This is a genomic window from Cohaesibacter marisflavi (assembly GCF_963665895.2).
GTDB classification, from domain to species: domain Bacteria; phylum Pseudomonadota; class Alphaproteobacteria; order Rhizobiales; family Cohaesibacteraceae; genus Cohaesibacter; species Cohaesibacter marisflavi.
The window spans coordinates 2,045,657-2,062,283 of sequence record NZ_OY762534.1 but is presented as its reverse complement, the minus strand read 5'-3'; the positions used below and the strand labels follow the sequence as shown (position 1 = coordinate 2,062,283).

The following is a 16,627-nucleotide window of genomic DNA, read 5'->3' as shown; positions in this document are numbered from 1 at the left end:
GGAAAGAAAATAAAGAAATGAAGTGCCTGATCATTCAGCCGATCCATGAGATCGGCCATGCCATGCTGCGCGACGCCGGCATTGAACCCGTGATGTGCCCATCTCCAGATATGGAGACGGTGATCAAGATGATCCCCGGTTGTGATGCCGTGATCACCCGCGATGCGGGCTTCTCCGCAGAAGCTGCGGTGGCCAGCGACAAGCTCAAGGTCATCATCGTTCACGGGGCCGGTCATGATGCGGTCAATAAGGAAGCCGCTAGCGAAAAGGGCATCCTTGTTTGCAATACACCGGGGCAGAATTCCCGCTCTGTTTCTGAACTGGCCGTTGGCCTGATCCTCTCATGCCTGCGCCATATTCCTGAAGCCAACCGGGCTGAACGGGCCGGAGAAAAAGGCATTCGTGAACGTGAAACCTACACCGAACTGACGGGCAAGACGGCTCTGATCGTCGGGTGGGGCACCATCGGACGTGGTCTTGGCCATATGCTCAAGGCTGCCTTTGACATGACCATTCTGGTCTATTCTCCGCGCGCTCCACAAGTGGATGGCTTCGAGCGCGCCACCAGTTTGGAGGAAGGGCTGGCCAAAGCCGATGTCATCTCGCTGCATACGCCCATGCGGCCCGAGACTGCCAACATGATCTGCAAGGCCTCTCTGGCCAAAACCAAGCCCGGAGCTGTGCTGATCAACACCGCCCGCGCCGGACTGGTCAATGAATCCGATCTCGCCGAAGCGATCCTGTCCGGTCAGATTTCCGCTGCCGCGCTGGATGTCTATTCCCATGATGCGCCGACAGGGCCATTGGCTGAAACCGGTCACGTGATCTTCACTCCGCATTTGGGGGGAACAACCACCGAAGCCATGAAGCGCATGGCCATTGGGTCGGTCGGTCATCTGCTCAAGGCTCTGTCAGGTGAACGCCCCGAAACGGCGGTGAACGAGCCCAAACTTTGAAACTTCCAATCAAACAAGCCTTCCAGAAGAAAAGCCTTCCAGAAGAAAAGCCTCCCGTAAGAGAGGCCCAGAAGAGAACCCCATGAACGACGTCATTCGAGAAACCGTGAACCGCTTGCTGGACAGGATCAACGCCCTTTCCGATCCCGGTCCGGGCTTTACGCGCCCTTCCTATAGTGAATTGGAAAGCAAGGCTCACGATATCGTGGCTGAAGAAGCCGAAGCTCTTGGAATGACGGTGACGCGCGATGCAGGGCTCAATATGTTCGCCCGGTTGCCGGGCATTGATCGCACGGCCACGCCGCTGCATATCGGCTCTCATCTGGATACTGTTCCCATGGGCGGCGCCTATGATGGACAGGCAGGCGTTGCCGGTGCCATGGCGCTGGTCGCCGCCTTTGTAAAGTCTGGCCAGAAGCCCAAGACCGACATTGTGGTGACTGTTACCCGCGCTGAGGAAAGCGTGTGGTTCCCGGTGTCCTTCATTGGCTCGCGTGGCCTTTTGGGGCGGCTTGACCCCGAGGATCTTGAGGCCAAACGGGCCGACACCGGCAAAAGCCTTGCCGATCATATGCGAGAGCTTGGCGGTGATCCGGACAAGGTGCTCGACGGGGCGGGTCTTCAGCCAGCACGCTTTGTGGAATTTCATATCGAACAAGGCCCGGTTCTCGATGATGCAAAGGAACCTTTTGGCATTGTCTCTGCCATTCGCGGCGGTTTGCGCTATCGCAACGCCGTGATCAAGGGCACATGGGCCCATTCGGGCGGCGCTCCTCGCGAAACGCGTGCCGATGTGGTCTTTGCGCTGTCCGAACTTGTTATGCGGCTCGACGTTTTGTGGGGCGAAATGCTGGACGAGGGCAAGGACATCGCGGTGACCGTTGGCCAGATTGATGCCGCAACACCGGAACATGCCTTTGCCAAAGTGCCCGGGCGTCTCGAATTCTGCATCGATCTGCGCAGTGTCGATGACGGTGCACTTGATCGCATGGATGCCTTGCTCAAGGAAGAAATTGCCAAGATCGAAGCCAAGCGCGGCGTAACCTTTAAGCTGGGCACACAGTCGCGCAGCACGCCGACCCCTTTGTCCACTCAGTTGGGCGATGAGGTGGAAGTGGCTGCCAAGGCGCTTGGCATTGCGCCACGCCGTATGCTGTCCGGTGGTGGCCATGATGCCGCTGCCTTCGCACTGGCCGGTTGGGAATCGCTGATGGTGTTCATCCGCAACTGGAACGGCAGCCACAATCCAGACGAAGCCATGGACCCCGAAGATCTGATTACTGCGGTGAGCGTGCTCCATAAGGCATGGAGCGAGTGATGAAGATCGGGAGCTGACAGGCATCGGCTCCCGGTCGATTTGGATCATTGCGGAACAGCAATCCTCGATGTGTCGAGGCCGATATAAGACTCCGTTACGCCAGACGGGCGCTCACAAGAGACTAGAAAGCAAGATTTTGACAGACCAATTCAAAATGGTACGCGGACGTGAAGCCGCCTTTTCCGAAGCAGAATTTGCGCAAAGACAGGCGCGCGCGCAGGCGGCGGTTGAGGCCGCCGGTCATGACGTGCTTCTGGTCACCAGTCCTGAAAATATCTACTGGCTGACGGGACGCCAGACGGCAGGCTACTTTGCCTTTCAAACGCTACTCCTTCCAGCCAGTGGTGCCCCCACGTTGCTGGTGCGCCAGTTGGAATTGAGTGGGTCCATTGCCAATTGCTGGCTGGAAGACATCGTAGCCTATCAGGATGGCGAAGACCCGATTGCCTTGCTCGGAAGCATCCTTTCCAAACGGCACTTTGCAAAGGTGGCCATGGAGATGGATGGCTGGTTTGTCTCCCCCAAAATGGCAAGCCAGATCGAGGCTTCTTTGCCAACGGGGAAATTGTCCGACGGCTCCGGCCTTATTGCGCCTCTGCGCATGATCAAGTCACCTGCTGAATTGGACGCAATCCGTCATGCAGCACGATATGCAGAGGCGGGTCTTGCGGCCGGTATCGACGCATGCGCTGCGGGCGCGGACGAGAATGCTGTTGCTGCTGCCATGTTGGCCGAAGCTGTGCGGCAAGGCTCGGAGACTATGGCCATGGAGCCTTTGGTCTCCTCCGGCCCGCGCAGTGGTTTGCCCCATATGACATGGCGCAGACGGACTTTGGAAGCGGGCGACCCACTTTTCCTTGAGCTGGCGGCCAGCCATCTGCGCTATCATTCCGCGCTTATGCGCACGGTCTGGATCGGGCAGCCAAGCCAAGAAGGTCAGCGCATGATGGATTGCGCTCTTCTGGCGCTTGAGCGTGCTCTAGAGGCCATCAAACCCGGCGTGTCTTGCGCCGAACCGCATTTGGCCGCGCAAAAGGTCATTGATGATCATGGATACACGGCAGCCTTCCGCAAACGCATCGGCTATTCCATGGGCGTTGCCTTCGCACCGGACTGGGGCGAGGGGGGGATTTTGAGCCTCTTTACGGGCATCAAGCAGGAAATCCAGCCCGGCATGGTTTTCCATCTGCCTGCCACCCTGCGCTCCTATGGCGAGTGGACAGTAGGGGCCTCTGAAACCGTGATTGTGACGCAAAGCGGCATCGATATCCTGTCGGACTTGCCGCGACAGATCTGCATCAAGTGATAAAATGATGAAGTGACGAAAGTGAGGATGCGCGGGCGTGACCCGCGTGTCAGAGGCAATGGTGAGAGCGTGTCTCAGACCCGAGACAGCCAGTCCAGAAAACGAACGCGCACATTGTCGAAATGATGCTCCATGGCAGCCCGAGCCTCATCCGGAGCGCCCGCCTCGATGCCAGCAATGACAGCCAGATGATCCTGCGCCTGCGCGGCAAACTGATCATGCACCCGCGTGATGGTGCAGCGCCGGGCCGTAACGCGTAGTTTCTGGATCATACCGCTGAGCATGGGCAGATTTGCTGCATCAATGACCGCATTGTGGAAGTCATCATCCAGCTCCCAGAAGTCATCGAAAGCCATGTTGGTGTCAGGGTCAAGGCAATGCGCCATGACGTCACGAGACGCTTTGAGAGCACCGGTCATGCCGTTTTCAGCGGCACGGGCGGCGGCGGCTCCTTCCAGAATGCGGCGCACCTGTACGATCTCAAGCAACTGCTCCACCGAAACACGGCGCACAAGCAGGGCGCCATTGTCCAGCCTATAGACAACGCCTTCTTTCTCGATGCGGGAAATAGCCGAGCGGAGAGGGGTCCTGGAAATGCCAAGCTCGGCCGCGAGCCCGCGTTCGGTCAAGACCTCTTCGGGCTGATATTGCTGGGACAATATCTTCTGCTTGATCGCGTTATAGGCCTGTTGTGCCAGCGTTTCTTTTTCACTCATACCCGTGTCCGATGGTTTTGATGTCCTCGCTTTGAGGTGAGGTGATCCGACGTCGCTCCATGCTGTGTTCAGGCTTCCGGCGCGGCTGCGCTAAAGCCTGCCAGTCGTTCAAGAATAGCCTGTTTGGCATTGTCTATATGCTGTGCCATGCGCGCCTTGACCTGCTCCTCGTCGCCGTCTTCAAGCGCCTGCAGGATGGTCAGATGTTCCTGATTGCCTTTCAGAAACCGGCCCCGCACTCGCGTATGATCGAACATGCAGGTCCGCAGACGCAGGTCATTCACCGTGCTGATCAGGGTCTGGTTGTGTGTGGCTCTGGTGAGCATGCCGTGGAAATCTTCATCCACCTGCCAATGCTCTTCGCCTTCGCCGGGCCCGGCCTGCAAAAGGGCCTCAATGCGTGATTGCATGTCTTCCAGCGTTGACTTGGGCAGATTGAGCGCCATGCGTGCGGAATAGACTTCCAGCTCGCCGCGCAGGAAAAAAATCTCTTCCACCTCGGCAGGCGAGAGCAGCCGCACGCGCAAAAAGCGACCGCTCTTTTTGGCCAGCCCTTCGGCTTGAATGCGGTTGATGGCTTCTCGCACGGGGGTGCGTGACATATCCAGCTGTTCACCCAGCTTGGCTTCCTGCAGTGCATCGCCGACCTCCAGCTCGCCTGAGAATATCATCTCGATAATTTGCGTGTATGCACGCTTTGCCAGCGGTTCGGTCATGGAGGTTTGACGGTGCCTTCTTTTGGTGGTTCAAGTCGATCCGATGACTTCCGAGGATGTCTCGAACGTGTGTTAAACGAAAAACGGTTAGCGAAGAGAGACAGCTCCCACGCTAACCGCCATGAATTGCAGGGCCTTAGTTGCTGCCCGAAAGGCTGTTCGGCAACCAGGTTACGATTCCGGGGAATACAGCAATCGTGAGCACAAACGCTGCCATAATCAAGAAGAATGGCATCGCCGCGCGTGCGATGGTGCCGATCTTGTCGCCTGTCAGGCGTTGGATCACAATAAGATTGAAGCCAACCGGAGGTGTGATCTGAGCCATTTCCACAACTAAAACAAGGAACACCCCGTACCAGACCTTGTCATATCCCGCCGCCAGTACCAGCGGCAGGGTTATCGGCAAGGTCATCACGATCGCGGACATGCCTTCCATGATGCAGCCAAGAATCGCATAGAACAGCAGCAGCACCAAAATCAACACAAGCGGCGAGAGTTGCAGAGACTGGATGTAGCCTGCGATAAAGGACGGCAGCCCCAGATAGCCCAGCGATACCGATAGGAACATCGCCCCGACAATGATAAAGCCGATCATCGAGACGGTCTGTGCGGCATGATAGACGGCCTCAGCCAGATTCTTCGCGTTGATCGAGCGTTGGAAAAGGCCGATCAGAATGGAGCCAGCCACGCCGACGCCAGCAGCTTCGGTGGGGGACGCGATGCCGCCATACATGGAGCCGATGACGGAAAGGATGAGCAGCAACACGGGCCCAAGGCCGATCAGGGCTTCGAACTTTTCTTTCCAGCTCGTGGAAGGCGTAGCCTCACCAACCATCGAAGGGTTGAGCGTTGAGCGAATGGCCAGATAACCCATATAGGTTGCTGCGAGACAGCCGCCCGGAATGATGCCAGCCATGAACAGCTTGAGGATCGATTCCTCGGCTAACACGCCATAGATGATCATGATCACCGATGGGGGAATGAGGAAGCCGAGCGTCCCGGCTCCGGCAAGGCTGCCGATTACCATTTGGCGATCATAGCCACGTCCGAGCAGCTCGGTTGCCGTGATGCGGCCTACCGTTGCGGTGGTCGCGGCAGAAGAGCCGGAAACGGCGGCAAACAGGGTGCAGGCCAGAACCGTGATATGGCTCATTCTGCCTGGCAGACGACGGGTCCATGGCGCAAGCCCGCTGAACAGGGATTCAGAAAGGCGGGTGCGGAACAGGATTTCAGCCATGAGAATGAACAGCGGCAGAGCCAGCATTTCCATGCTGACGGCGGAGTTCCAGATCTGCTGGGCCAACAGTTTTGTAATTGGGAAGCTTGATTTGAAAATCGACATCGTCAGGATGCCCGTGCCGATTAGGCCGAGGCCAACCCAGACACCGGCGCCCAGAAGCAGGGCAAGCAGGCCGACAAGAGTGAGAGTTAGTTTACCCATTACAGCTGGTCCTCGATATCTGCATCATTATGTAGGGTTTCGCCGCCCACTGTGCGGAGCACCTGCGCGAACATCTGAAGTGTGAAAACCAGGGCGCCAACAACCATGAAGCCTTGAGGAATCCACAAAGGAGTTCGAACGACAGAAGAGGAGGTCGAGCCTCTCTTGAGCGAGAGCATGGCCATATCGCTGACCGCATAGAGAATAACCAACGCGATGGCCAGCCCGATCAGGCAGGCAACGGCATCGAGAACTTGTTGGCCTTTGGGGGGAAGATAATCATGAAGGGCGGTAACGCGGACGTGGCCACCAGCTTTCAGGGTTGCGCCTGCTGAGAGAAAGATACAGGCCCCCATCATATAGGCCGCAAAATCCCAGCTAAAGGGGAGGCTGGTGCCAAGAAAGTTGCGAGCGGTGATTTCTGCGGCGATGAGTGCAAAAATGGCAACCAGACAAACGCCACCAATTATGCAGGAGTAACTGCTAATTTGATCGATCGGGTTTGTGATTGCCGAAAATTTCCGATCCTCGGACACTGGCATGGTATGTACCTGCAAACGGCGTTAGCCAGAATAGTCTGTAGTGTGAACACAGGTCTCGTGTCTGGCAAAAAAGTGGAAAGGCCGCCCCGAACGAGGGAAGGGGCGGCCCGTTTGATCAGTTACGAACGGCCAGATAGGCGTCGATATAGTCAGCAGCTTCAGGAACACGTTCCTTGAACTCTTCCCACAGCGGCTGGGCGCGTTTGATCAGCTCGGCTTTTAGCTCGGCAGAAGGAGCGGTAACGGACATGCCGTTTTCTTCCAGAACAGCGATCTTCTTCTGATCTTCTGCACGGCTTGCTTTCCAGAAATCGCCTTCGAGCTTGATGGCAGCCTTTTCAATAGCTTCCTGATGCTCTTCGGAAAGATCGTTCCATGCATCAAGGTTAACGGTGACCAGGTTGCTGGATGCCTGCCAGTTAAAGGTGCTCATGTTGCCCATGAATTCCCAGAAGGACCCGTCAACGCCTGAGGAGGAAGAGGTGGTCACACCTTCAATGGTGCCTGCTGCGAGGGAAGGAACCACTTCACCCCAAGGCATCTGAAGGGGAGCTGCGCCCAGTGCGGTAAAGAAGTTTTGGCCGTTTGCGTCAACAACGCGCAGTTTGACACCGTCCAGATCCTCGATCGTCTTGATCGGGTTCTTGGTGTAAACAGCCTGACCGGGCCATGGAACCATGTAGAGCAGCTTCTGGTTCATGGATTCGGCTACTTCTTCAATTTTCGGGCGGAAATATTTGTGCAGCAGCGCAAGGTCGGACATGGTCGGAGCGAGGTAAGGCAGACTTTCGATACCCAGAACCGGTGCTTCGCCAACCTGCTGGCTCATCAGGATGTCGGCGATCGGAACCAGACCATCACGAACAGCGGCCATGCCTTCTGGGCCCTTGATGCCAAGAGAACCGCCCGCATGCACGGTGATAACGACTTCACCGTCGGTCACTTCCTTGACCGTGTCTGCAAATGTGATGGCGTCCTGGGTATGGAAGTTGCCCTGCGGCCAGACCACAGACATATCCCAGTTGGTTTCTGCGTAAGCTTGAGCAGCAAATGCAATGGTGCCAGCTGCGAGAATTGCGCGGAATGCTGATTTCATCGGTATGTAACCCTCATCGTTCGGTGTAGCGATTGCGTTATTTTTATATGGCAGAAATCGACTTGCAATTTCGGTATGCCACCTGTATGTCAAAACAAGGACGACCATACGATGGAAAATTAGGCAGCGCAAGAGGGTGCACAATATTTGAGCTGATTTTTTGGGCCGACCGTGAAAAAAGGTCCATTAGTCTAAGAATGAAACCAGCATGTTTCTGCGCTTTTGGCGCTAAACTGAGGCGTTTGAATTTGCTCTGTATATTGCCTAGCAAGAAGAAGGCCATTTTGTGGGGTCAAACTAAAATGGCCTGCAGTTGGCTCTCTGGCTTCGTCCGGTCAGGCGCGCCGTGCATTCAAAGGGCCGCATGCTTGCGTGCAATGCACAGGAAGCCATTGAAACAAATTCCCTTTTGGGGAGAGGCAAAACAAAAGGAAGCTTTGCATGTCGTTGGAAACAAAATTCAGGATGCTCGGCACAGACAATGCTCCGGGACAGGAAGTCCGGCAGGGGGTGGATGGTCTTGGAGACCTGATGCGGGGAGACGCACTGGAAGGGCGACCCGTCGATTTTTCTCACGGGGATGTGGATGCCCACGAGCCCACACCGGGCTCTTTTGAGCTGTTCGCAGAGGGATTTGGCAAGGGCGCGGCGCAGGCCTACACCGAATATCGCGGTGATATTGGTATCCGAGAGCAGGTCGCGACCGATTTGGCCGCCTTCACCGGTGCGCCGGTTGATGCTGCTGACGGCCTTATCATTACGCCGGGCACGCAAGGAGCGCTGTTTCTGGCCATGGCTGCTACGGTTGGCCGCGGCGACAAGGTTGCCATCGTGCAGCCGGACTATTTTGCCAACCGCAAGCTGGTTCAGTTCTTCGATGGAGAAATGATGCCGGTGCAGCTGCATTATGCCAAGGCAGAAGAGGGCACTGCAGGGCTGGATCTCGGTGAACTGGAAGAGGCGTTCAAGGCAGGGGCCAAGCTGTTCCTCTTTTCTAACCCGAACAACCCGGCTGGTGTCGTCTATTCAAAGGAAGAGATTGCAAGCATTGCCGCATTGGCTGAGCGCTATGGTGCAACGGTGATTGTCGACCAGCTCTATTCACGCTTGCGCTACAGCAATGTCGCCTACACCCATTTGCGCGCCGAGCCGATTGATCCGGAAAATGTCATCACCATCATGGGGCCATCCAAGACCGAATCCCTTTCCGGTTTCCGCCTTGGGGTTGCTTATGGCTCAAGCAAAATCATCACGCGTATGGAGAAGCTTCAGGCGATCGTCAGCCTGCGGGCTGCTGGCTACAGTCAGGCCATCTTGCGTGGCTGGTTCCATGAACCCGCCGGCTGGATGGATGACCGTATCGCCGAACATGAGGCTATTCGTGACGATTTGCTCAAGCTGTTCCGCGCCATCGAAGGTGTCAGCGCCCGCACGCCACAGGCTGGCAGCTACCTGTTCCCTGCGTTGCCAGATCTCTCTGTCTCTCCTGCGGATTTCGTGAAAATCCTCCGGGTTCAGGCAGGCGTCGTCGTCACACCCGGCACCGAATTCAGCCCCCATACGGCCAACAGCATCCGCCTCAATTTTTCTCAGGATCACGCTGCTTCAGTTGCCGCGGTTGAACGTCTGGCAACGCTCGTAGAAAGGTATCGCACATGACCCGTCCAACAACAGATGCGCCGATCCCGCAGGGCAACTATCTCGCCGCCAAACGCCATGGAGATCTTGTCTTCACCTCAGGTATGACGCCGCGCAAGGCTGGCGTGCTGCAGCTTGAAGGGCCGGTCAAGGCGCAAGAGCCGATCGAGAGCTATAAGGATGCCGTGATTCTGGCGTGCTCCAACGCACTGGTCGCAGCCCGCAACCAGCTTGCTGAGGGCGAAGCGGTCGCCGCCATTCTGAGCATGACCGTGTTCATCGCCGCAGAGGAGGGCTTTGCCGCCCATTCCAAACTGGCCGATTTCGCGTCTGCCTATCTGGCCGAAACGCTCGGCCCTCAGGGAATCGGCAGCCGCGCAGCCGTAGGTGTCGCCACCTTGCCCGGCAATGCGCCGGTCGAGATCCAGCTGGTCGTTGCGATCGGTTGACTATCGACCATGAGCCTCCGCGTCGTTCATTTGCGATGCGGGCCAAGATCATATGAGCCCGCTGCCTTGGCATCCTTTGCCTGGGGCCGCGGGTTTTTATTTTGGGGGCTTCACTGCGTCAGGCTGAGTCTGAACAGGCTTGAATATACTATCCGGCTTTGATCAAAAATTAGCCATCGCTTCGACCGAATTTTATCATGCGAAAGTCTATGGATCTTTCAATTTGTTTGTAAGCAATTGATAATGTTGAATTAATATTCATTTTTGCGTCCGGCGCGGAGCGCGAGAAAACCGATGGATATTTGATCTTGAAAAGACGAATGCATCAAATCATAGTCATGATGCATCATAATTCCAATTGAATATATCGCAGCAAAAAGACCATCGCCCCGACCAAACCCTCCAGACACGTCCATTCGGGCATGCAATTAACGCATTCGCGGACATCCACATTGGATGATGTACCGAGCGGGATCTCCCCTCAGAAGCCTATCGGTCCCCTCGTACGATCAGTCGACTAAAGAATATCAGGAATCTGCATCATGAGCATTACGCCCAATTCAGTTGAAGCACGCGATATCGCCTACCACATGCACCCAGCCGTTAATTTGCGCAAGTTCGAAGAAAAGGGCGGCCTCGTCATTGAAAGCGGCGATGGCGTTTATGTCTACGACAACACCGGCAAACGCTATATCGAAGGGCTGGCCGGTCTTTGGTCTGTCGCTGTTGGCTTTGGTGAAAAGCGGCTGGTTGAAGCGGCCGCCGCTCAGCTGCAAAAGCTGCCTTACTATCACTCCTTCAACTACAAAACCAACGGTCCGTCGGTTGATCTGGCAGAGCTGCTCATCAGCATCGCGCCGGTTCCTATGTCCAAGGTGCATTTCACCTCGTCGGGGTCAGAGGCCAACGATCTCGTGGCCAAGATGGTCTGGTATCGCTCCAACGCATTGGGCAAGCCGGAGAAGAAAAAGATCATCGGACGCATCAAGGGCTATCACGGCGTGACGATTGCTGCGGGCTCCATCACCGGCATTCCGGCAAACCACACAAGCTTCGACTTGCCGCTTGATCGTATGGTCCATACATCCTGCCCGTCCTTCCCGCATTTCGGTGAAGAAGGTGAGAGCGAGGAGGCCTTCACCGCTCGCATGCTGAAGGATCTGGAAGACCTGATCGTCAAGGAAGGGCCGGAAACCATCGCTGCCTTCTGGGGCGAGCCGGTCATGGGCGCAGGTGGCGTGCTCACCCCGCCAAAGGGCTATTGGGAAGGCGTTCAGGTCATCCTGAAAAAATATGATATTCTGCTGGTAGCCGATGAGGTGATCTGTGGCTTTGGCCGTACCGGCAAGATGTTCGCCTGCGAAACCTATGACATCAAACCCGATGTGCTGGTCATTTCCAAACAGCTGTCATCATCCTACATGCCTCTGTCGGCCATCATGATGAATGACAATTTCTACCAGCCGATTGCCGATGAATCCGACAAGATCGGTGTCTTTGCCCATGGCTTCACGGCTTCGGGGCATCCGGTGGCGACCGCCGTTGGCCTTGAGAATGTAAAAATCATCATCGAGCGTGATCTCGTCGGCAATGCCGCTCGCCTTGAAAAGACCTTCCTTGATGGCCTTGCAAAACTGGCCGAGCATCCGCTCGTGGATTCCTCTCGCGGCATCGGCCTCATCGGGGCACTTGAGCTGACCCCTTGGGAGCAGGAAGGGGCCGGAGCGGCGGCACTGGCTGTGGCAGAAGCCATTCAGGAAGAAGGCTGCATCATCCGCAACATTGGCGAAGCCATCTGCTTCTGCCCACCACTGATCATCACCGCAGAGCAAATTGAAGAAATGTTCGCAATCGTTCTGCGTGCGCTGAACAAGGTTGCCGAGACGCGTTAAGCGCCTCTTCGGCAGCCCAGGATTTCACCCTTAAAGATAGATCGGGACAACCCGGCGTTTTTTAAAGCAATCAACCTACCGGAGAAACAAAATCATGAAAAAATGGGCACTATTGGCGTCTGTTCTTGCTCTTGGCGCCATGTCAAGCGCGTCTCAGGCCCGCGACCTGACCATCACAAGCTGGGGCGGTAGCTACCAGACTGCGCAACAGGATATCTATTTCAAGCCATTCTCTGAAAAGGTCGGCAAGCCGGTTCTGGATGAAAGCTGGGATGGTGGCTATGGCGTGCTTCAGGCCAAGGTAAAGGCCGGTGCTCCCAACTGGGATGCCGTGCAGGTAGAAGCCGAAGAGCTGGCCCTTGGCTGCGATGACGGTATCTTCGAAATGATCGACTGGGACAAGATGGGGGGCGAAGATGCCTTCATGCCCGCCGCTGTCAGTGATTGCGGCGTGGGCACCATCGTCTGGTCTCTGGCTCTGGCATATGATGGCAGCAAGCTCAGTGATGGCCCCAAAAACTGGGCTGACTTCTGGGATGTGAAGAAATTCCCGGGCAAACGTGCTCTGCGCAAAGGCGCCAAATACACCCTCGAGTTTGCTCTCTTGGCAGATGGTGTTCCGGCTGATGAGCTCTATGATGTTCTCTCCACCCCGGAAGGCATCGACCGGGCCTTTGCCAAGCTGGATGAGTTGAAACCGGATCTGGTCTGGTGGGAATCCGGCGCTCAGCCATTGCAATTCCTCGCGTCTGGCGAAGTGGCCATGGCCGCGTCCTACAATGGCCGTATCACCAGCATCAACAAGACCGAAGGCAAGAATTTCAAGATCGTATGGCCTGGCTCCATCTATGCTGTCGACAGCTGGGTGATCCTCAAGGATGCTGAAAACAAGGAGCTTGCTCAGGATTTTATCGCCTTTGCCAGCCAGCCGGAAAACATGGCAAAACTGCCTGAATATATCGCTTACGGGCTGACCAACAAGGAAGCCTCCAGCATGGTGCCGGATGAGTATAAGGCCGATGTGCCGACCACGCCGGAAAACCTGGAAGAGGCGCTCTCGCTGAATATCGATTTCTGGATCGATAATTCCGAAGCCCTGAACCAGCGCTTTAACGCCTGGCTCGCCCAGTAAGGCAAAAGGCAAGCGCATGGAGCACAGCCCCGCTTCATGCGCTTCCTCCACGCATTCTCATCCGTTTGTTCACGAGAGGCGAGAGCTTTCCCGAACGGGTGCGTTTGCCTTGTGATCTCAGGCGTAGGATAGACCGGCTTGTCCCGAGACTGTCTTGTCATACGTTGCAGGAAGAAAAATGACCGAGCAGCCATATATTGAATTCCGAAAAGTCAGCAAAGTCTTCGGGTCCCTGACCGTTGTTGACCATCTCGATCTGACCATCAACAAGGGCGAGTTTGTCTCGCTCCTTGGTCCATCCGGATCGGGCAAGACAACCTTGCTCATGATGCTGGCTGGCTTTGAAGATCCCACCGCAGGGGATATTCTGCTCGGAGGCTCCGTGTTGAACCGGACTCCGCCTTACAAGCGCAATATGGGGGTTGTGTTCCAGAATTACGCCCTGTTCCCCCATCTGTCTGTGGCTGAGAATATTGCCTTTCCGCTCAAGAGAAGAGGCATCGCCAAGGCGGAGATCGCAGAGCGGGTCAATCGCGTGCTGGAGATGGTGCAGTTGCCCGACCAATCCGAAAAACTCCCCAGCCAGCTGTCCGGTGGTCAGCAGCAGCGTGTGGCGCTGGCCCGTACACTGGTCTTTGAGCCCAATGTGGTCTTGATGGATGAGCCCCTTGGCGCACTCGACAAAAATCTGCGCGAGCAAATGCAATATGACATCCGCCGTTTGCACAGGGATCTGGGCCTGACGATCGTCTTCGTCACCCACGATCAGTCCGAAGCCTTGACGATGAGCGACCGCATTGCTGTGTTCAACCATGGCAAAATCGAACAGATCGGTACGCCACAGGATATCTATGACCGACCAAACACGCATTTTGTCGCCGAGTTTATTGGCGAAACCAATCTTATTCCCGTCAAATATCGCGAGGGAGACCATTCCCGCTGTTCGGTGACCACTAAAACGGGCAAGGATCTGGAAGTGACCAGCCCTGTGACCCTGTTCCGCGGAACAGAAGTGTTGCTCTCCTTGCGGCCGGAACATATCGAGCTGGGCGATAGTGCCGAAGGGCTGGAGAATGCCATGCCCGCGCGCATCAGCGATGTGGTCTATCAGGGGGATCACCTGCGAGCCGATATCGAGGTGGATGGCACAAAGCTGGTGGCACGCCTTGGCCGTCATTTGCCGCCGCATGATCCCGGCGATGAGGTCTTCATCGGCTTTCGGCCTCAGAATGCACGGGTGATCCTGCCATGACTGCAAGACTAGGCCCACATCTCAAAGCCTCGGCGCTTGTGCTTCCGCTGGTGCTGTTTCTGGCCCTGTTTTTTGTCTGGCCGATCATCGCCATGCTCAAACAGTCCGTATCAGACCCCGTCGTTCACAACACCCTGAGCCAGACTAGCGCCATCGCCGCCCAATGGAACGGCAAGACACCGGTTCCCGCCGCCCTGCAGGACGCACTTGTCGCCGACATTCGTGCTACGACGGATCGGCAGGAAATGGGCGCGGTCGTGCGGCGTCTCAACAGCGCCAAATCCGGCTTCAGAACGCTCATGCGCAAGACGCGCCGCGCCATTCGAAAAACCGATGGCCCGATCAATCTGGGCGAAGTCGACAAGCGCTGGAACGAGGTGGCATGGTGGCACACCATTGCTCAGGCATCTTCGCCCTATACTGACCGTTATCTGCTTGCAGCGCTTGATTATGGCCGAGATAAACATAATCAGATTGTGGCTTTGCCCGAAGATGTCTCGGCCAACAGAACCATTCTGGCGCGGACATTCGTCATCAGCCTGTCGGTGATGCTGTCCTGTCTGGCAATTGGGTTGCCGTTCGCCATGGTGATCGCTTCCACCTCTGGCTGGTTGCGCAACGTGTTGCTGGCCGCAGTGTTGCTGCCGCTCTGGACTTCGCTTCTGGTACGCACCACGGCGTGGTTCATCATTTTGCAGAATAACGGCCTTATCAACTCAGCCCTTCAGGCTCTGGGGATTACCGATCAGCCCATCCCGCTAATTTTCGAACGCACAGGTGTCATCATCGCCATGACGCATGTATTGCTGCCCTTCATGGTGCTACCGATCTATAGCGTGCTTTTGTCCATGCCGGGGAATCTCATGCAGGCGGCGTCTTCGCTAGGAGCACACCCGATCGTCGCCTTCCTCAAAGTCATGTTGCCTCTCTCGGCAAGGGGCATTGCCTCTGGCTCGCTGTTGGTTTTCATGTCTTCGATTGGCTACTACATCACACCGGCTCTCATCGGCGGCCCGTCCGACCAGATGATTTCCTCCGTGATTGCCTTCTATGCAACGGAATCGGCAAACTGGGGAATGGCTGGGGCGCTCGGTCTGGTTCTGCTCTCGATCACCTTGTTGCTCTATGTCGTCTATGGACGTCTTTCGGCTGAAAAGAAGGGAGTCGCGTAATGTTCCCAACAGTCAAAAAAGCCTTTGGCATTCTTGTGATGCTGTTTCTGATTGCGCCACTGGCAGCCATTCTGCCGCTGGCCTTCACCTCTAGTGCGCTGCTCACTTATCCGGTGCCGGAATGGTCCATGCGCTGGTTGACTGAGCTGGTGACCGAACCAGTCTGGCGCCGCTCCATCGCCAACAGTCTGATCATCGGTGGCGGCACGACTGTGCTTGCAACCACCCTTGGCACGTTGGCTGCGCTAGGGCTGCGGCGTTATTCTTCGCTGTTTGCAGGAGTGCTCAAGACCTTTTTCTTGCTGCCAATGGTGGTACCCGCTGTGGTGCTTGGTGTGGGTATGCAGGTCTTCTTCGTCCATGTGGGCATCGCCAACTCCTATCTGGGTGTGATCGTGGCGCATACGGTGATCGCTATGCCGTTCGTGTATGTCAGCGTGTCAGGCTCATTGGCGGGTATCGACCCTCGCGTCGAGTTGGCCGCCGCCAGCCTTGGGGCGTCGCCCTCCACGGTTTTGCGCACGACGACCCTGCCGCTCAGCCTGTCCGGCATTCTGTCTGGGGCTGTGATGGCCTTTGCGACATCGCTTGATGAGGTGATCCTGACTCTCTTCATCGCAGGGCCTCACCAGCGCACGCTGGCCAGACAGATGTTCTCCACCATTCGCGAGAATGTGTCTCCGGCCATTGCAGCCGCGGCCTTTGTCTTCATTGTTGGCACCATTCTTGTTGCCTGTCTGATCATGCTGGTGCGTATGCGCACCGGTGGCGCGATGCAAAAGAGCGTCGGGCCTGGCATTTCATAAGGGCTGTGGCGCCTCGGGGGCATGCCTCCGACGCGCCACGCCCATTCTTTTTCGTGTTGAAAATCAACAAGGGCAGGGGCCCAACTGGTGCGTATGAAGCATCCGGTTCTTGCCTGAGAAAAGGGCGCCTTGGCGAGTCGCAGATCGGCGAGGGCGAGGAGACAATTGTGTTTGATTAAGATGATGCATCAAGAT

15 protein-coding genes are annotated in these 16,627 nt (G+C 56.3%); 10 read left to right on the top strand and 5 right to left on the bottom strand.

Features of this window, described 5'->3' with window-relative positions; genetic code table 11:
• Positions 1-17 precede the first annotated feature (17 nt).
• The 3 genes from ACKPCT_RS10445 to ACKPCT_RS10435 all read left to right on the top strand — a co-directional run bounded on the left by ACKPCT_RS10445 (position 18) and on the right by ACKPCT_RS10435 (position 3,580).
• Entirely contained in the window at positions 18-956 is a 939-nt protein-coding gene (locus ACKPCT_RS10445; RefSeq protein WP_319569155.1) for a hydroxyacid dehydrogenase, read from the top strand.
• An 82-nt stretch (positions 957-1,038) separates the two neighbouring features.
• A complete protein-coding gene (locus ACKPCT_RS10440) occupies positions 1,039-2,274 on the top strand; it encodes a Zn-dependent hydrolase (protein WP_319569154.1) in 1,236 nt (411 codons plus the stop codon).
• 154 nt (positions 2,275-2,428) lie between these two features.
• Entirely contained in the window at positions 2,429-3,580 is a 1,152-nt protein-coding gene (locus tag ACKPCT_RS10435; RefSeq protein ID WP_319569413.1) for a M24 family metallopeptidase, read from the top strand.
• A gap of 74 nt (positions 3,581-3,654) precedes the next feature.
• On the opposite strand, the gene ACKPCT_RS10430 is transcribed toward ACKPCT_RS10435, so the two are convergent.
• The 5 genes from ACKPCT_RS10430 to ACKPCT_RS10410 all read right to left on the bottom strand — a co-directional run bounded on the left by ACKPCT_RS10430 (position 3,655) and on the right by ACKPCT_RS10410 (position 8,091).
• Positions 3,655-4,296: a GntR family transcriptional regulator gene (locus tag ACKPCT_RS10430; protein ID WP_090067715.1), complete on the bottom strand. Its 642-nt coding sequence runs from the start codon at positions 4,294-4,296 to the stop codon at positions 3,655-3,657.
• 68 nt (positions 4,297-4,364) lie between these two features.
• Positions 4,365-5,012 (bottom strand): GntR family transcriptional regulator, encoded by a 648-nt coding sequence (locus tag ACKPCT_RS10425; protein ID WP_090067718.1) that lies wholly within the window; start codon positions 5,010-5,012, stop codon positions 4,365-4,367.
• A 136-nt stretch (positions 5,013-5,148) separates the two neighbouring features.
• Positions 5,149-6,453: a TRAP transporter large permease gene (locus ACKPCT_RS10420; protein ID WP_090067720.1), complete on the bottom strand. Its 1,305-nt coding sequence runs from the start codon at positions 6,451-6,453 to the stop codon at positions 5,149-5,151.
• Entirely contained in the window at positions 6,453-6,995 is a 543-nt protein-coding gene (locus tag ACKPCT_RS10415; RefSeq protein WP_090067721.1) for a TRAP transporter small permease subunit, read from the bottom strand. Before ACKPCT_RS10415 ends, ACKPCT_RS10420 begins: the two co-directional genes overlap by 1 nt.
• Before the next feature lie 115 nt (positions 6,996-7,110).
• On the bottom strand, positions 7,111-8,091 hold the full coding sequence (locus ACKPCT_RS10410) for a TRAP transporter substrate-binding protein (RefSeq protein WP_090067722.1): 981 nt from the start codon (positions 8,089-8,091) through the stop codon (positions 7,111-7,113).
• A gap of 441 nt (positions 8,092-8,532) precedes the next feature.
• On the opposite strand from ACKPCT_RS10410, the gene ACKPCT_RS10405 reads away from it, so the two are divergent.
• The 7 genes from ACKPCT_RS10405 (at position 8,533) to ACKPCT_RS10375 (ending at position 16,432) form a co-directional block, all read left to right on the top strand.
• Positions 8,533-9,750, top strand: coding sequence for a pyridoxal phosphate-dependent aminotransferase (locus tag ACKPCT_RS10405; RefSeq protein WP_319569153.1), 1,218 nt, complete (start codon positions 8,533-8,535; stop codon positions 9,748-9,750).
• Positions 9,747-10,178 carry a RidA family protein gene (locus ACKPCT_RS10400; protein ID WP_319569152.1) on the top strand — a complete coding sequence of 144 codons (432 nt, stop codon included), beginning with the start codon at positions 9,747-9,749 and terminating at the stop codon, positions 10,176-10,178. Before ACKPCT_RS10405 ends, ACKPCT_RS10400 begins: the two co-directional genes overlap by 4 nt.
• 542 nt (positions 10,179-10,720) lie before the next feature.
• Positions 10,721-12,070, top strand: a complete 1,350-nt coding sequence (locus tag ACKPCT_RS10395) for an aspartate aminotransferase family protein (protein WP_319569151.1) — start codon at positions 10,721-10,723, stop codon at positions 12,068-12,070.
• 94 nt (positions 12,071-12,164) lie between these two features.
• Positions 12,165-13,202: an ABC transporter substrate-binding protein gene (locus ACKPCT_RS10390; protein ID WP_090067730.1), complete on the top strand. Its 1,038-nt coding sequence runs from the start codon at positions 12,165-12,167 to the stop codon at positions 13,200-13,202.
• Positions 13,203-13,380: 178 nt separating this feature from the next.
• Positions 13,381-14,454, top strand: a complete 1,074-nt coding sequence (locus ACKPCT_RS10385; RefSeq protein WP_319569150.1) for an ABC transporter ATP-binding protein — start codon at positions 13,381-13,383, stop codon at positions 14,452-14,454.
• Positions 14,451-15,626: an ABC transporter permease gene (locus ACKPCT_RS10380; RefSeq protein ID WP_319569149.1), complete on the top strand. Its 1,176-nt coding sequence runs from the start codon at positions 14,451-14,453 to the stop codon at positions 15,624-15,626. Before ACKPCT_RS10385 ends, ACKPCT_RS10380 begins: the two co-directional genes overlap by 4 nt.
• Positions 15,626-16,432: an ABC transporter permease gene (locus ACKPCT_RS10375; RefSeq protein WP_090067736.1), complete on the top strand. Its 807-nt coding sequence runs from the start codon at positions 15,626-15,628 to the stop codon at positions 16,430-16,432. The genes ACKPCT_RS10380 and ACKPCT_RS10375 overlap by 1 nt, the downstream gene beginning before the upstream one ends.
• Positions 16,433-16,627 lie beyond the last annotated feature (195 nt).

What these genes read in the sequence shown, in the direction of transcription:
- ACKPCT_RS10445 (WP_319569155.1), top strand. Translation starts at nt 18, where the DNA reads ATGAAGTGCCTGATCATTCAGCCGATCCATGAGATCGGCCATGCCATG.
- ACKPCT_RS10440 (WP_319569154.1), top strand. Translation starts at nt 1,039, where the DNA reads ATGAACGACGTCATTCGAGAAACCGTGAACCGCTTGCTGGACAGGATC.
- ACKPCT_RS10435 (WP_319569413.1), top strand. Translation starts at nt 2,429, where the DNA reads ATGGTACGCGGACGTGAAGCCGCCTTTTCCGAAGCAGAATTTGCGCAA.
- ACKPCT_RS10430 (WP_090067715.1), bottom strand. Translation starts at nt 4,296, where the DNA reads ATGAGTGAAAAAGAAACGCTGGCACAACAGGCCTATAACGCGATCAAG.
- ACKPCT_RS10425 (WP_090067718.1), bottom strand. Translation starts at nt 5,012, where the DNA reads ATGACCGAACCGCTGGCAAAGCGTGCATACACGCAAATTATCGAGATG.
- ACKPCT_RS10420 (WP_090067720.1), bottom strand. Translation starts at nt 6,453, where the DNA reads ATGGGTAAACTAACTCTCACTCTTGTCGGCCTGCTTGCCCTGCTTCTG.
- ACKPCT_RS10415 (WP_090067721.1), bottom strand. Translation starts at nt 6,995, where the DNA reads ATGCCAGTGTCCGAGGATCGGAAATTTTCGGCAATCACAAACCCGATC.
- ACKPCT_RS10410 (WP_090067722.1), bottom strand. Translation starts at nt 8,091, where the DNA reads ATGAAATCAGCATTCCGCGCAATTCTCGCAGCTGGCACCATTGCATTT.
- ACKPCT_RS10405 (WP_319569153.1), top strand. Translation starts at nt 8,533, where the DNA reads ATGTCGTTGGAAACAAAATTCAGGATGCTCGGCACAGACAATGCTCCG.
- ACKPCT_RS10400 (WP_319569152.1), top strand. Translation starts at nt 9,747, where the DNA reads ATGACCCGTCCAACAACAGATGCGCCGATCCCGCAGGGCAACTATCTC.
- ACKPCT_RS10395 (WP_319569151.1), top strand. Translation starts at nt 10,721, where the DNA reads ATGAGCATTACGCCCAATTCAGTTGAAGCACGCGATATCGCCTACCAC.
- ACKPCT_RS10390 (WP_090067730.1), top strand. Translation starts at nt 12,165, where the DNA reads ATGAAAAAATGGGCACTATTGGCGTCTGTTCTTGCTCTTGGCGCCATG.
- ACKPCT_RS10385 (WP_319569150.1), top strand. Translation starts at nt 13,381, where the DNA reads ATGACCGAGCAGCCATATATTGAATTCCGAAAAGTCAGCAAAGTCTTC.
- ACKPCT_RS10380 (WP_319569149.1), top strand. Translation starts at nt 14,451, where the DNA reads ATGACTGCAAGACTAGGCCCACATCTCAAAGCCTCGGCGCTTGTGCTT.
- ACKPCT_RS10375 (WP_090067736.1), top strand. Translation starts at nt 15,626, where the DNA reads ATGTTCCCAACAGTCAAAAAAGCCTTTGGCATTCTTGTGATGCTGTTT.